Annotated in this window: 12 protein-coding genes and 2 pseudogenes; 5 read left to right on the forward strand and 9 right to left on the reverse strand. The window is 63.7% G+C overall.

What is annotated here, in order from left to right; all coding sequences use genetic code 11:
• Window positions 1-75: 75 nt before the first annotated feature.
• Both HSW_RS00550 and HSW_RS00555 read left to right on the forward strand, forming a co-directional pair.
• Complete coding sequence (locus HSW_RS00550) at window positions 76-531, forward strand: DUF7878 domain-containing protein (RefSeq protein ID WP_044000343.1); 456 nt, start codon at window positions 76-78, stop codon at window positions 529-531.
• Between the two features lie 177 nt (window positions 532-708).
• Window positions 709-1,179, forward strand: a complete 471-nt coding sequence (locus HSW_RS00555) for a hypothetical protein (protein WP_044000344.1) — start codon at window positions 709-711, stop codon at window positions 1,177-1,179.
• Between the two features lie 103 nt (window positions 1,180-1,282).
• Here HSW_RS00555 and HSW_RS00560 read toward each other — a convergent pair whose 3' ends face one another.
• The gene (locus HSW_RS00560; RefSeq protein ID WP_155832735.1) at window positions 1,283-1,840 is read right to left on the reverse strand and encodes a hypothetical protein; all 558 of its coding nucleotides are present in this window, start codon (window positions 1,838-1,840) and stop codon (window positions 1,283-1,285) included.
• Between the two features lie 185 nt (window positions 1,841-2,025).
• Here HSW_RS00560 and HSW_RS24910 point away from each other — a divergent pair, with 185 nt between their 5' ends.
• Window positions 2,026-2,157, forward strand: a complete 132-nt coding sequence (locus HSW_RS24910) for a hypothetical protein (protein WP_262489376.1) — start codon at window positions 2,026-2,028, stop codon at window positions 2,155-2,157.
• Window positions 2,158-2,175: 18 nt separating this feature from the next.
• Window positions 2,176-3,306, forward strand: coding sequence for a T9SS type A sorting domain-containing protein (locus tag HSW_RS00565; protein WP_155832736.1), 1,131 nt, complete (start codon window positions 2,176-2,178; stop codon window positions 3,304-3,306).
• Window positions 3,307-3,381: 75 nt separating this feature from the next.
• Here HSW_RS00565 and HSW_RS00570 read toward each other — a convergent pair whose 3' ends face one another.
• From HSW_RS00570 to HSW_RS25120, 6 genes and pseudogenes are all read right to left on the reverse strand, one after another.
• Entirely contained in the window at window positions 3,382-4,563 is a 1,182-nt protein-coding gene (locus HSW_RS00570; protein WP_044000347.1) for an MFS transporter, read from the reverse strand.
• Complete coding sequence (locus tag HSW_RS00575; protein WP_044000348.1) at window positions 4,563-6,713, reverse strand: heavy metal translocating P-type ATPase; 2,151 nt, start codon at window positions 6,711-6,713, stop codon at window positions 4,563-4,565. Before HSW_RS00575 ends, HSW_RS00570 begins: the two co-directional genes overlap by 1 nt.
• Window positions 6,714-6,813: 100 nt before the next feature.
• Window positions 6,814-7,134: pseudogene (locus HSW_RS00580) on the reverse strand (YnfA family protein).
• A gap of 34 nt (window positions 7,135-7,168) precedes the next feature.
• On the reverse strand, window positions 7,169-8,323 hold the full coding sequence (locus HSW_RS00585; protein ID WP_052345948.1) for an efflux RND transporter periplasmic adaptor subunit: 1,155 nt from the start codon (window positions 8,321-8,323) through the stop codon (window positions 7,169-7,171).
• Between the two features lie 24 nt (window positions 8,324-8,347).
• Window positions 8,348-12,796, reverse strand: coding sequence for a CusA/CzcA family heavy metal efflux RND transporter (locus HSW_RS00590; protein ID WP_044000500.1), 4,449 nt, complete (start codon window positions 12,794-12,796; stop codon window positions 8,348-8,350).
• A 178-nt stretch (window positions 12,797-12,974) separates the two neighbouring features.
• Window positions 12,975-13,307, reverse strand: a complete 333-nt coding sequence (locus tag HSW_RS25120; protein WP_044000350.1) for a DUF6660 family protein — start codon at window positions 13,305-13,307, stop codon at window positions 12,975-12,977.
• Between the two features lie 188 nt (window positions 13,308-13,495).
• Here HSW_RS25120 and HSW_RS00600 point away from each other — a divergent pair, with 188 nt between their 5' ends.
• Entirely contained in the window at window positions 13,496-14,002 is a 507-nt protein-coding gene (locus tag HSW_RS00600) for a hypothetical protein (RefSeq protein WP_044000351.1), read from the forward strand.
• Here HSW_RS00600 and HSW_RS24660 read toward each other — a convergent pair.
• Both HSW_RS24660 and HSW_RS25035 read right to left on the reverse strand, forming a co-directional pair.
• Window positions 13,983-14,198: a YegP family protein gene (locus HSW_RS24660; protein WP_071883029.1), complete on the reverse strand. Its 216-nt coding sequence runs from the start codon at window positions 14,196-14,198 to the stop codon at window positions 13,983-13,985. The two genes, HSW_RS00600 and HSW_RS24660, sit on opposite strands and share 20 nt — an antisense overlap.
• A 99-nt stretch (window positions 14,199-14,297) precedes the next feature.
• Window positions 14,298-14,348: pseudogene (locus tag HSW_RS25035) on the reverse strand (hypothetical protein); the annotation flags it as partial.
• Window positions 14,349-14,391 lie beyond the last annotated feature (43 nt).

Below are 14,391 nucleotides of genomic sequence, written 5' to 3' on the forward strand. Positions count from 1 at the left end.
TGTCGGTCTATTGTCGCGCGGCCATGACCGGCGATAGCACCGTTAAAGTGAACATCAGGATTACTTTTTTGCCCAATGCTCAGCTTTTCCTTTTCGTTTGATGACGATTGCCCGCAAGAGGTAAAAGAAGGCCACGCGGTCTACCTTATCGATGGCCCCTTACGTATTCACGATGACAACGGCGTATTTGCTTTCGATGAACACGTGCCTCTGATTGAGTTGGCCCTTTGGCTCACCCAGTGGCTCACGAGTACTAGTAATTTACCACCCATTGAGCGAGCATGCTCCTTTTTTCCCGATTCGTTTTCAGTCGAACTTTTCCAACTCGCCCCAGTGGATGATTCGCGCTACCAGCTGACCTACTTGGCTGACGGGGAGGAAGATACTAACCGATACTTTACGGCGGATTATGCGGACTTCAAGCAAGCTTTTACTCAATTCACCAACGATTTAACTGTCGCGTTGCAGCAGCAGTATAATATCAGCCTCGACAACATTCTTCAGGGCCTCTCCATCCCCAGACGCTGTTAGCATAAATGCTCGTTTTGCTACTCAGCCCGTTTACATAAACTGGGCAAAGGGCCGGTACTCGCCGTGGAAGCCATCTTGCTGGAACGGCTTGGATGAAAAGCGCAAGGCTCCGGTGCTAAAGCCCTTCTGCGCGGTTGGGTAAGAGGAGTAGTTGCGCCCGGGCTCTATCTTTCCCGCATGAAAGCTACCCTTCTCCTCTTTTCCCTGGCTGGCGGGGTGCTTAGCAGCTGCGCTAGCGAATCCAACGAGCCAACCCCAGAAGGCATCACCCACCACCTCAAAGCCCGGGTGACCGGTAGGGATCTGGGTGGCCTGCAGGCAGCCTTCCAAATCGAGGAGGTGCGCGATTATTACACCCAGGGCGCAAGAAAACGCCTCCTGACCGAGCATTTTTCCTCTAGCATCAGCAACACCTACGACCTGGGTACCTACGGCCCGGCGGATAAGGTGGAAGCTACGGTTGGCTTTACGAACGTGATGGCCAGCAGCGGCCCCGCCATAGGCGCCTCAACGTCGTTAAAGTTGGAGTTGATGGCAGATGGCAAAGTCATCGCAAGCGCCGAACTAAACCAAGCCAAACGGGGGGCTAACGTCTATTTCGGGCCGCACCTGACAGGCTACACCGCCATCGAAACGGACAACCTGTAACGCAGCGGGGGAGAAGAAATAACTCATTACGTTGAGCAGCGCGCGTTTATGGCAAGCTACCGTTTGCGTGAACCTCAAGGGCGGCCTCAGATTAGAGCTGGGCCTAGTGGTCGAAGTGCAGGTCGAAGCGGCCGTGGGTCACGGCGTAGGTTCCGGAGCTGCCTGCCTCTTGTGGCGTCATCTCGAACGTGCCCGAGACAATGTTTTTCACCGTGTCGAAGCGCGTGATGATGAGTTGCCCCGGTGCGTCGGGGCCGGTGTAGGCGTTGCGGTCGGGGTCGGGCCGGGAGCGGCTGTATTGGCCGTAGGCGGGGCTGAACTGCGGGGTGAGGGGGGGCGGCGCCTGGTTGAGCGGGAAGGTTCCCGGCTGACGAATGTCGGGCAGGTAAAAGCTCACGCCCCAGTCCTCGTCCACCGAGAATTGGTAAAAGCTGATGCTCAGCGAGCGGCCGTTTCTGGTTTTGCGCCAATAGCCGCCCACCGGGTGGCTCGTGCTGATGGAGCTGCGCTTGGGCACCTGGGCCTGGCCGTCAAGCAGCCAACCGGCCGTGCCCTTGCCCTCTTGGGTAGCGTCAGGCAGGCGGTCAAGTTCGGTGCGTTCCTTTTTGCAGCCCACGGCCGCAAGCAACAGGAAAGGCAACAAGAAGCGGGAAGAGTTCACAGCGGAAGACGAGAAGCGCGGCCGAAAGGCGAGCCGAGATACAAACGTAACGAGTTCGTTGTCCCCCCGCGAGCCAATCGTTTGCTATTCTCGACTTTACCCACGGCACCCCGACCCGATACTGTCATTGCCATCAACCTATTACGGGCTGATAAAAGGACATCAGTCGGAATGCGGTTTACCTCATGCTAGCCCAAAACGCTCCTTACTTTGAACGGAGCGCGCATTCGGACTTTCTGGGCATCTCGGACCACAACCATGCGCAGGCCGGCATGAGCCTGCCCAACTACGCCCGGGGCCTGCAGCAGGCCGACTAGGCCACCAACAGCCAGTTCGTGGCCCTCTACGGTATGGAGTGGGGCGTGATCAGCGGCGGCGGCCACGTGCTCGTGTACGGGGTCAACGAGCTGCTGGGCTGGGAGACGGGCAACTACGACGTGTACGTGCCCCGCAGTGACTACCAGGCCCTGTTCCGACAGATCAACAAGTGCCCCGGCGCGTTTGCCCCGCTGGCCCACCCCTCCAGCGGGGACTACAACAACCTGACCACCGCCGCCTTCAATGCCCGGGCCGACTCGGCCGTAGTGGGCACGGTGCTGCGCTCCGGCCCGGCCACCTCGACCAACACGGCCTACAGCAACCCCTCGACCAGCAGCTACGAGAGCACCTACACGACGCTGCTGGCCAAGGGCTACCACGTGGGCATCAGCTACGACCACCACAATACGACCTTCAACCGCACGACCGATGGGCGCCTGGTGGTGGTAGCCCCCAGCCTGATCAAGACCGATCTGCTCGCGGCCCTGCGGCAGCGCAGCTTTTACGCCTCCGACGACTGGAACGCGGAGGTAACCTTCTCCTTGAACGGACAGCCGATGGGCGGCATCTTCACGGGGGGCACTGTCCCGGCCCTGACGCTTTCCCTCAACGATCTGGATGGGGAAGCTATCCGCTCTATTACCTTGCTCAAGGGGACGCCCGGTAGTGGGCAAGCTGCGCAAGCGGTGGCGACGGTCACGGGCCTTACGGCCTTGAGCTATAGCGACGCGGCCCTGACGGTAGGCGGCAACTATTACGCCGTCATTATTCAGCAGGACGGGGACCGGATTGTGACCTCTCCTATCTGGTACACGCTGACCACGGCCACGCCCACCAAGGCGTCCCAGCCGGAGCTGGCCCTGGAGCTGTTCCCCAATCCGGCGCAGCAAGCCGCAACGCTTTCCTACTACCTGCCAGCCGCCGCCACGGTATCCGTGCAGGTAGTGGATATGTTGGGCCGCCCCGTCGCTGAGATAACGTCAGTGCAACGGCAAGCGGCGGGCCCGCATACGCAGGCTTTACCCACCAGCCAACTGCCGGAGGGCGTGTACTGGGAGAGCATCAAAAAGTGTGGGGCAGTTCAGTTCTGCAGTCAGTCAAGTAAGCTCTACACTCAGTGCTTGAAAAGAGGAACAAAGCAACTGTAAATCATTTTGAACAGTTGCCCCACACTTTTTGATGCTCTCCTGTGTTCAGCACGCGGCGGCCGGCCGGCGGTTGCTTTAGTCCCTGCCCATGCCCAGCCGCACGCGGGCCAGGTACGCGGCCACTGCCAGCGCGACGGCCGCCGTCAGCCCGAACGTGGGCAGCGGGCCGTACCACTGCCAGAGCAGGCCGGCCCCAGTGCTGGCCACCAGCGCCGCCAAGCTGCTGAGGCCCGCGAAGGTGCCCAGCGCGGCCCCGGTATCGGCCTTGGCGCAGAGCGTGCTCACCCAGGCTTTGCCCACCCCCTCAGTGGCCGCCGCATATAGGCCGTAGAGCGCAAACAGCGCCCCAAACGCCCCTAGGTCGTGGGCCAGCACCACACCGCCGTATACGCTGGCGAATACCAGCAAACCACCCACCAGCAGGCGGCGCGGCCCCAGCCGGTCAGCCAGGTGGCCCATCGGCCAGGCGCTTAGCACGTAGGTTAGATTATACAGGATGTAAAGGCCGATAATCGTGGGGGCCGGGAGCCCGCGCTGCCGGGCCAGCAACAGCAGAAACGCATCGGATGAGTTGAAGAGGGCAAACACGAGCAGCCCGCCCACCACCCGCCGGTAGGCCGGCGGGGCCTGCCGCCAGTAGCCCAGCGAGGCCCAGAACGGCACTACCGGCCGGCCCGAGAGCACGGCCCGCTGCTCCCGCAGCGCGAAGGTGATGACAACGGCTACCACCCCCGGCACGAAGGCCCACAGAAACAACGGCCGGTACTGGCCCGGGTGCGCGGCCAGCCAGCCCAGGGCCGCCAGTGGCCCCAGCACCGCCCCCAACGTGTCCATGGAGCGGTGAAAGCCGAAGACCTTGCCTTTGGTAGAGGGCGTGGCTTCGTCAGACAGCAGCGCGTCGCGGGCGCCGGTGCGCAGACCCTTGCCCAACCTATCCACGGTGCGGGCCAGCAACACCCATGCAGGCGTGGCCAGCACGGCCAGCATGGGCTTGGAGAGGGCGCTCAGGCCGTAGCCCCACTGCACAAAGGGCACCCGCCGGCCCAACCTATCCGACCACTGCCCGAAGTAGCCCTTACTCAGGCCGGCCACGGCTTCCGCCACGCCTTCGAGCAAGCCAATGAAAAACACCGAGAAGCCGATGGATTGCAGGTAGAGCGGCATGACCGGGTAGAGCATCTCGCTGGCCAGGTCGGTGAACAGGCTGATGAGCGCGAGCAGCCAGACGGCACGGGTGAGGTAGGCGAAGCGCGGCATCAGAACTTCATGCGCTGAATTCGCACAGCGTTGAGAATAGCCAGCAGGGCCACGCCCACGTCGGCAAACACGGCTTCCCACATCGTGGCTAGGCCCCCGGCCCCCAGGGCCAGCACGATGCCCTTGACGATGAACGCCAGCCAGATATTCTGCCAGACCACCGCGTGCGTGGCGCGGGCAATGCGCCGGGCCGTGGCAATCTTGCTGGGGTGGTCAGTTTGAATCACTACGTCGGCCGTTTCAATGGTGGCGTCCGAACCCAGGCCGCCCATGGCAATGCCCACGTCGGCCAGGGCCACCACGGGCGCATCGTTCACCCCATCGCCCACGAAGGCCAGCTTGCGGCCCGCATCCAGGTACTGCTGCACGTAGCGGGCCTTGTCTTCGGGCAGCAGCCCGCCGTGGGCCTCATCAATACCCAGCTCCTTGGCCACGCGCTGCGTGATACTGTCCTTATCGCCGGAAAGCATCACGATTTTGGTGATGCCATCGGCTCGCAGCTCGCGCACGGTTTGTTCGGCATCTGCCTTGGGGGAGTCGGCTACGGTGAGGTAACCGGCAAACTTGCCATCCACGGCGGCTACTACAATGCTATCTACTATCTGGTCGACGTCAGCCGGGTAGGCCACGCCGAACCTGGTGAGTAACTTGGTGTTGCCGGCCAGCACGTCCCGGCCGTCCACCTGGCCGCGCAGACCGTGCCCGGCAATTTCCTCTACGTCCTCTACCGGCACGCCGGTAGCGGCCGCGCCCACGTGCAGTACAACGGCCTTGGCAATGGGGTGGGTGGATTTGGTTTCCAGCGCGCCCACCAGCCGCAGCAGCTGGTCGGCAGCGAGCCCCGCGGCAGGCGCCACCTGCTGCACGGCAAACACGCCCTGGGTGAGCGTGCCGGTTTTGTCCATCACCACCGTATCCAGCTCGCGCATCACATCCAGGAAGTTGGAGCCCTTGAACAGGATGCCGGCTTTGGAGGCCGCGCCAATGCCGCCGAAGTAGCCCAGCGGAATACTAATAACCAGCGCGCAGGGGCAGGAAATCACCAGAAACACCAGCGCCCGGTACAGCCAGGCGCGGAATACATAATCATCCACCACAAAGAAGGGCACCAGGACCAGCAGCACGGCCAAGGACACCACGATGGGCGTGTAGACCTTCGCAAACTTGGTGATGAACTGCTGGGTTTTGGCCTTGCGGCCCACCGCATCCTGCACCATGGCCAGAATTTTGGCCAGCTTAGTGTCCTGGTAACCCGCCGTGACGGCTACCTGAATCAGGCTCTCCAGGTTGACCATGCCCGCCAGCACTGCCTCGCCGGTCTGCTTGGTTTGCGGCACCGACTCGCCGGTTAGGGCCGCGGTATTGAAGGCGGCCGGACCTTTGGTAAGAGTGCCGTCCAGGGCCACTTTCTCGCCGGGCTTCACTTCGATTACGTCACCCACTACGACCTCCCTGGGGTCGAGCACCAGGGGCAGCCCATTACGGATGACGGTGACTTCAGTAGCCTGAATTTCCAGTAGGGCCCGGATACTGCGCTTGGCGCGGTTTACGGCCGCATCCTGAAACAGCTCGCCTACGGTGTAAAACAGCATGACGGCCACGCCCTCCGGATACTCGCCGATGGCAAAGGCCCCGAGCGTAGCGATGCTCATGAGCAGAAACTCGTTGAACAGGTTGCCCGAGGGGATGCTGAGCACGGCGGCTTTCACCACCTTCCAGCCTACCAGTACGAAGGCTACGCCGTACCACACCAAGCGTACGTAGCCGGTGAAAAAGCCCAGCTTATAGTAATCCAGGGCAATGCCGGCCAGCAGCAGCGCCAGACTGAGGCCGGGCACCAGATATGGATTACTGCCCGCCGGGCCGTCGTGGTCGTCGCCGTTGTCGTGGTCGTGACCAGCGTGCTCCTCTTCAACCTGGCTGCCCAGATCCACCACGCGCTTGCTGGTGGGGTGATGGTGGCCGGCGTGCTTGTCGGCGGGGCGAGCGGCAGCCGGGGCATGGTCATGGCCGGGTACGTCGTGGCCCTGGGGCGCGGCGGCAGCTTCGGGCGTAAGCTGGTCGCGGGTGAGGGCACCCACGTTTTCGGGCTGCACCTGCTTGGCGGTGTTCAGCTCCTCGCTGAGGTTATCGGATGACGGGTCGGACATAAGAAAAGAGAGTAGCTAAGGAAAGAAGAAAGGGGAAAACGAGCCGCCCCGCCCCGGCCAGCGGGAGGAAAGAGCTGGCGCAAAGCACTTACGGGCGGGGTCAGAACAGGATGATGGCAATGCCCACGAAGCAAACCAGCCCCCCGATGACGTCGAACCGGTCGGGCCGGAAGCCGTCGAAGTACGCGATCTAGGCAATGGATAGGACGATGAACACGGCTCCGTATCCGGCGTAGGTTTTGCCAAAGGAGGTGGGCTGCCAGGTGGCCACCCAGCCGTAGAGCATGAGCAGCAGCGCCCCTACTAGGCCCGTCCAGGCCGGGCGGTTGGCCTTCAGCCACTGCCACATCAGGTAGCCGCCCCCGATTTCGCAACGGCCCGCCAGGAAAAATACGAGCAGGGGTTTAATGATGGACAGCATAGCAGGACGGTGAAAAAGACTTGTTGCGAAGGGATTATTCCTCCTCCTCGGCGTTTTTCATCTTGGCCAGCAGCGAGTACGCGCCGTCGGTGACGAAGGTGGTAGAAGCCGGCAGGTCGGCGGGCAGGGTGACTTCGGTAAAGCCGTCCTCACTGCGGCCAGTGGGCAGCGCCACCAGGCGGTAGCGGCCCGCGGCCTCGGCCACGAAGCCGTACGTTTGGCCCTCGAAGCGCACCAGCGCCGCGTTGGGCAAGGCCGTCACGTCGGCGCGGCCGGTTTCGATGGTGGCCCGCACGTAGAGGCCCGGCAGCAGGGCCGGGTCGTTCTCCTTATCCAGGTGGCCATGCACGCGTACCGTGCGGTCGGCGCCGATAGCCTGGGCAATGAGGTATACCCGGGCCGTGCGCTCCTGGCTGCCATTGACCGAGTCGCTGGGCAGGCTGAAGCGGATAAGCTGGCCCTTCTGCAGCTTGCGCACGTCCTTCTCAAACACGGTCAGCTCGACGTGCAGGTGCTCGGGGTCCACGATTTCAAACAGCGTTTCCGTTGCCGTCACGCTCTGGCCCACGGTCACGTTCACCGTCTTCACGAAGCCCGCCCGCGGGGCGCGCAACGTGGCCGTGCTCACCATGCGCCCGCCCATGGGCAAACCCGCCAGCCGCAGCCGAGCGGCCTGGGCCGCCGTTTGCACGCGCAGGGCGTTGTAGTCGGCCAGGGCCCGCTGGTAGTTTTTCTGGGGGGCCACTTCCTGCTCGTACAGCTCTTTCTGGCGGGCCAGCTCGGCGCGGGCGTATTCGAGGCGGGCGCGGGTTTCGAGGTAATCCTGCTGGAGCTGCACGAAGTCAGGGTTGCGGATGACGGCCAGCGCCTGGCCCTTGCTGACCCGCGTGCCTTGCAGCAGCGTGGTGCTTTCCACGAAGCCGCCCAGCGGAGCGGTGATGGCCACCGAGCTTTCCGGCGGCACGTCCAGGGTGCCCGTCACGGCCAGGCCGGTGCCCATGGGCCGGGTGCTGACGCGGCCGGTTGCAAGCCCGCCAGCCTGCTGTTCGGCAGGCGAAAGGGTCACTAGATCCGGGTCGGCTTCGGCGGCCGTTGCTTCCGTTGCGGTGGGAGCCGCTTCTTTGGGTTTGGAGTCACAGCCGGCCAGGGAGAAGCCCACCAGCAGCACTAAAAAGAGAGGATTGCGCATCAGATAAGTCAGCGGAGGAAAATACTACTGCGCGGCGGTGCCGAGCAGGTAGTCGAGTTCGATGATGGTTTGATTGTGGGCCAGCAGGGCATCCAGGTAGGCGGTGCGCAGCCGCAGCGTCCGGTCCAGGTTGAGCAGGTACTCAGAGTAGCCCATCTCACCGGCTTTGAAGGCGCGCGTACTCAGGCGCACGATGACGGTCGCCTGGGGCAGGCCGGTCTGCTCGTAGAACTGCACCCGCTCGGTCAGCTCCTGGCGCTGCAGCTGCAGCTCTTCTATCCGGGCAACCAGCTCGTTCTGATAGCGCTGGGCCTGGGTTTGAGCCACCTGTTCTTGCAGGCGAGCCGCTTCCACCCGGGCTTTTTGCGGTTTGCGGTACAGCGGCAGCGCCACCCCAGCCGTTACGCCCTGGAACCGGTCGGAGCCACTGTAGTAGCGCTCCGGGCCGCCCACACCCCCCACCGTCTGGGGGCCAATCAGGCTTTGATTGAAGTAGCCGAGCGTGAAGCTGGGCAGCCCCTGGGCCTGCTCGGCACGGGTCGTGGCCTGCCGCTCGCGCACCTGCTGCTGGAGCACCAGCCCCTGGGCGTTTTGGGCCAGCAAGGCAGTATCGGCACCAACCGGCGGGACGAGGGCCGCGGTGAGCGGCCGCAGGACGCTGTCGGTTAGGGCCACGGCGGTAGGTTGCTGCAACAGGGCTTGCAGCTGGCGCCGGGCCACGGCATACTCGGTGCGGGCCTGCCGGAGCAGAGCCTGCGTTTCACCCTGCTGCACCAGCGCGGTGGCAGGCTCCAGGCGGGCCACCTCACCGGTTTTGAAGCGCAGATTCGCGGCCCGCAGAAACTCCGCGTAGATGCTGTCCTGCCCGCGCAGTACCCGCAGGTGATGCCGCGCATAGACGGCCTGCTCGTAGCTCAGGCGCACCTGCCGTCGCAGCTCGGCCTGCACCTGGGTTAGCTCCAGCTCGCGGGTGGCAACCTGCGCGGCGGCCAGGCGGGCCTGGCTGCGGTACACGCCGGGCAGACTCAGCGGCTGGGTAATGCTGAGTTGATTGTCGCGGCGGTAGGAGTTGAACTGGCCGTAGGTGCCCTGGATGGTAGTGCGCCCGAGCACGTCCACGGCCCCGCGGCGCACGGCCTGCTGGGCTTCGAGCGCGCCCCGGGCGGCCGTCACCGTGCCGTTGGCTTGCAGGGCCTGCGTGACGGCCTGCGTCGCCGAAAGCGGCGCCTGCTGCGCCCTGCCAGCCAAGGGCAACAGGCAGAGCAGTAAGAGCAGGCGGCCCAGGATTTTGTGCAGCGTGCGGGAGCTGCTTTCATTGGGCACCTCCTCTACTGCCTCATCTGGCATCGTCGGGTTCGGGGCGTTGCGTTCCGCCAGCGCGTAGAGCACGGGCAGCACCAGCAGCGTGAGCAGCGTGGCCGTGATGAGGCCCCCAATGACCACTGTGGCCAGGGGCCGCTGCACTTCCGAGCCGGCCGACGTGCTCAGGGCCATGGGCAGAAAGCCCAGCGAGGCCACCGTGGCCGTCATCAATACCGGCCGCAGGCGCACTTCGGCCCCGCGCCGGATGCGCTCCACCAGGTTTGTCACGCCTTCGGTTTTGAGTTGGTTGAAGTAGCCGATGAGCACGATGCCGTTGAGCACGGCCACCCCGAACAGGGCAATGAAGCCCACGCCGGCCGAGATACTGAACGGCATGCCGCGCAGCCACAGCGCCAACACCCCGCCAATGGCAGAGAGCGGAATGGCCGTAAAAATCAGCACCGACTGCCTGAGGGAGCGGAAGGTGAAAAACAGCAGCACGAAAATCAAAAGCAGCGCCACCGGCACGGCCACCAGCAGGCGGTCGGTAGCCTGGCGCAGGTTCTCGAACTGCCCGCCGTAGGTGGCGTAGTAGCCCGGCGCAAACCGCAGCTGCTGGTCCACGCGGGCCTGCAGGTCCGTCACCACGCTTTCCACGTCGCGGCCCCGCACGTTGAAGGCCATCGTGATGCGGCGCCTGGCGTCGTCGCGCTGAATCTGGTTGGGGCCGTCCACCAGGGCCACGGTGGCCACCTGTTCCAGCGGCACCTGGGTGCCGCCGGGAACGGCAATGAAGAGCTGTTTCACCGAGTTGATGTCCTGGCGCAGATCGGGCCGCAGGCGCAGCACCACGTCGAAGCGGCGCTCCTGCTCAAACACCTGCCCGGCGGTCTGGCCGGCGAAGGCCGTTTGCACCGTGCGGTTCACGTCCTCCACGTTGAGCCCGAACTGGGCCAGGCGGTTGCGGTCGAGCGTCACCACAATCTGGGGCAGGCCGGTCACCTCTTCGGCGTAGATGTCCACCGCGCCGGGGACTTTGCGGGCCAGCGCGGCGGCCTGCCGGGCGTAGCGGCTGAGCTGCTGCAGATCCTCGCCGTAGATTTTCATCACTACGTCCTGCTTGGCCCCGCTGCTGAGTTCGTTGAAGCGCATCTGAATGGGCTGCTGGAAGCTGAACGTGACGCCCGGAATGACGCTGACGGCCTCGGTCATCTTCTCGGCCAGCTCTTCCTGGGTCTTGGCCGAAGTCCACTTGCTTTTATCCTTTTCCAGTACCACCATCAGGTCGGCCGCTTCCACGGGCATGGGGTCGGTGGGAATTTCCGCCGACCCGACCTTGGCCACCACCTCCTTGACTTCCGGGAACTGCTGTAAGAGAATCCGCTCGGCCTGCTGGGTTTTGTTGGTCGTGTACTCCAAAGAGCTGCCCACCAGCGTGCGCATCTCGGCCGCAAAATCCCCCTCCGACAAAGTCGGGATAAACTCGCCGCCCAGCGTGCGGAACAGCAGCACCGCCCCTACCAGCAGGGCCACGGCCGTACCCAGCACCAGGGCCTTCGCCCGTAGCGCCCACAGCAAAACCGGCTCGTAGCAGCGGGTGAAAAAGGCCATCATCCGGTCCGAGAAGTTCGCCTGATGCTGGGTGTTGCGGCTCAGGGCCAGCGCCGACATCATCGGCACGTAGGTCAGGCTCAGAATAAAGGCCCCCAGAATGGCGAAGGCCACGGTCTGGGCCATGGGGCGGAACATCTTGCCCTCGGTGCCTACCAGCGCAAGCAGGGGCAGGTACACAATCAGGATGATGATTTCGCCGAAGGCGGCGGAGGAGCGGATTTTGGCGGCGGCCTGGTAGGTTTCCTCGTTCATCTGGTCCTGGCTGAGCCGGGCGGTGGCCGTGAGCGTGCCGCCGTGCAGGCGATGCACGATGGCCTCCACGATAATGACGGCCCCATCCACCACTAGCCCGAAGTCGATAGCGCCCAACGAGAGCAGGTTGCCCGACACGCCGAACACGCGCATCAAGCTGATGGCAAACAGCATGGCCAGCGGAATCACCGAAGCCACCACCAGCCCGGCGCGCCAGTTGCCTAGAAACAGCACCAGCACCAGAATCACGATCAGCGCGCCCTCGGCCAGGTTCTTGGTGACGGTACCAATGGCGCGGCCCACCAGCTCGGAGCGGTCCAGGTACACGTCGACGATGACGCCCTTGGGCAGGGATTTTTGCACCGTCGTCATGCGCGCTTTCACGGCCTGAATCACCTCGTTGGCGTTAGCCCCTTTGAGCATGAGTACCACGCCGCCGGTTACTTCGCCCTGGCCGTTGCGGGTCATGGCGCCGTAGCGCACGGCCGAGCCCAGCTGCACCTGCGCCACGTCGCGTACCAGCACGGGCAGACCGGTGGCGGTTTTGCGCACCACTATGTTGCCCAGGTCGGCGGGGGTAGCTGCCAGGCCTTCGGTGCGGATGAAGTAGGCTTGGGGGTTGACGTCGAGGTAAGCGCCGCCAGTGTTCTGGTTGTTGCGCGCCACGGCCTGGTACACCTCGTCCACACTCACGCCCAGGGAGCGGAGCCGGGTGGGGTCGAGGGCAATTTCATACTGCTTGAGCAGGCCGCCGAACGAGGAAACATCGGCTACGCCGGGCGTACCCAGCAGCTGGCGGCGCACTATCCAGTCCTGCATGGTGCGCAGCTCGCGGGCATCGTACTGCTTCTCGTAGCCGGGCGCGGGGCGCAGCACGTACTGATAAATCTCGCCCAGGCCGGTGCTCACCGGGGCCAGCGTGGGCCGCCCCACTCCTGGCGGAATCTGCTCTTCGGCTTCCCGCAGGCGCTCGGCAATCTGCTGGCGTCCCCAGTAAATGTCCACGTGGTCTTTGAAGACGATGGTGACCACCGACAGGCCGAAGCGCGAGAAGGAACGCACCTCTTCCAGGTCGGGAATGGTGGCCACGCTCTGCTCGACGGGAAACGAGACGAGCCGCTCAATGTCGCTGGCGGCCAGCGAGGGCGCCACGGTGTACACCACCACCTGGTTGGTGGTGATGTCGGGCACCGCGTCGATGGGCAAGTGCTGGAGCGAGTAGCTGCCCCAGGCCACCAGGGACAGGGTCAGCAGCCCGATGATGAGCTTGTTGTGAATGGAAAAATGAATCAGCCGGTCGAACATCCGCTGCGTGGGGGTTAGGTCTAACGCTTCCGTGAAACCCTGCGGCGCGGCAGCCCCAGCCCGGTGGGCGGGAGCGGCGGCGACTTGACCCGGCATGGTGCGAAACGCACGAATGGGGCAGCTGGAGCGCACACGGCGCCCGGCTACCCGGCGGGATCAGCAGGAAAAAGGAGAAGAATTAGGCCCGCGGTGGCTGCCACACGGCAGCGGCTATCCGCGTCGAGGCGGCCACGACCAACGGAACGTGGCGGGGACCGGCGGCCCACTGCGCGGACCCGGGGAAGACCAGCGGCGCGGCCCCGACAAAGCTGACGACGGCCCCGGCGCAGCAATGGCACTGACACAGCGGCGAGCACCAATTCCCGAAGGCGTTGCGGCCACAGTCGGAATGCGGGGTGGCGCTAATGCTCGTTTGCGCTGGCTCCGCACACGTCGGCACCTCATCGTCGGCACAGGGCAGACACGAAAGGCAGGCGAGGTACAAGGCAAACAGCAAAGCAAACAGGCGCATCGGGAGCAAAGGTAGGCATGTTCCGCGAGGGCGGCGCGGTGTGAACGGCGGAGGGTGGGAATGGGTTCGGAGTGAGGCATTTATCCTATCTTGCGCTCAGCCAGGGGCCGGAACTTCCGCTACTTGATATGCACCGGTCCATACCAGTTACTATACGTTCTCCTAAATTGTCTCTTTTCTCATTTGCTATGCGTCTACTACTATTCGCTTTTTACCTGGGTTCTATTCTGCTGGATGCCTTCCTGAGCTGTTCCGGCTCCGGTACGCCGGCTCCCGAAAAATCTATGCGGTTTACGCTGGATGGGACGGAGTATGATGCATCCGCCAATCTTAGCGGAAGGACAAGAAATGATAGCATCATGGTGGGTACTTACGCCCCTCAATCGGCCCCAGCGCCTTCCCTCGGCATCGATTTACGGTTCCCGAAGGCGGTAGGCACCTACAATCTGGCCGTGCCTGCGGCAGGTAGCGCGACTCTCACCACGTATGTGTACGGGGCCAATACTCAAAGCACTGTTACGGAAAAATACTACGCCGGAACCAAGGCCGGGACGGTGTACGGCAGCGGCACCGTGACGGTCGATAGCTACACTGAAGGCACCGTGACCGGCACGTTCAGCTTTACGGCGCAGCACCTTGGTTCCGGGGTCACCAAAATCATTTCCGGCGGCAGGTTCAGCGTACAGGTACAGTAACCAACTGCCATGCAGCACAAAAAGCCCGTATTGCCTGACTGGAAGTGCGGGCTTTTTGTGGCAAGCAGGGTGGGTAGCACAGATCCTGTACCTGCGCCTCGGGGGCTTCGCGCATGATGACTGGCAGGCCGTGGTCGCGGGCCGGGGCGGTGGGGTACTTCTCGCTGCGGCCGATGATTTCGCTGTTAGCAGCCACATGGTTGCAACCGTACTGGCCGGCGGTGAAGAACGACTCGAAGCGCTGGGGCGGGCAGTGGGCGTTGATGCGCTGGATACCGTTCTCGCAGTTGGCTTTGCTGGTGTAGCCTTCGCCGGACTGGACAATCTCGCTGTTATCGGCGCGCAGGCGGTGCGCCTAGTGGCGAGAATCCGCTGCTACCCCTACCTTT

The organism is Hymenobacter swuensis DY53 (assembly GCF_000576555.1).
In the GTDB taxonomy this organism is placed as follows: domain Bacteria; phylum Bacteroidota; class Bacteroidia; order Cytophagales; family Hymenobacteraceae; genus Hymenobacter; species Hymenobacter swuensis.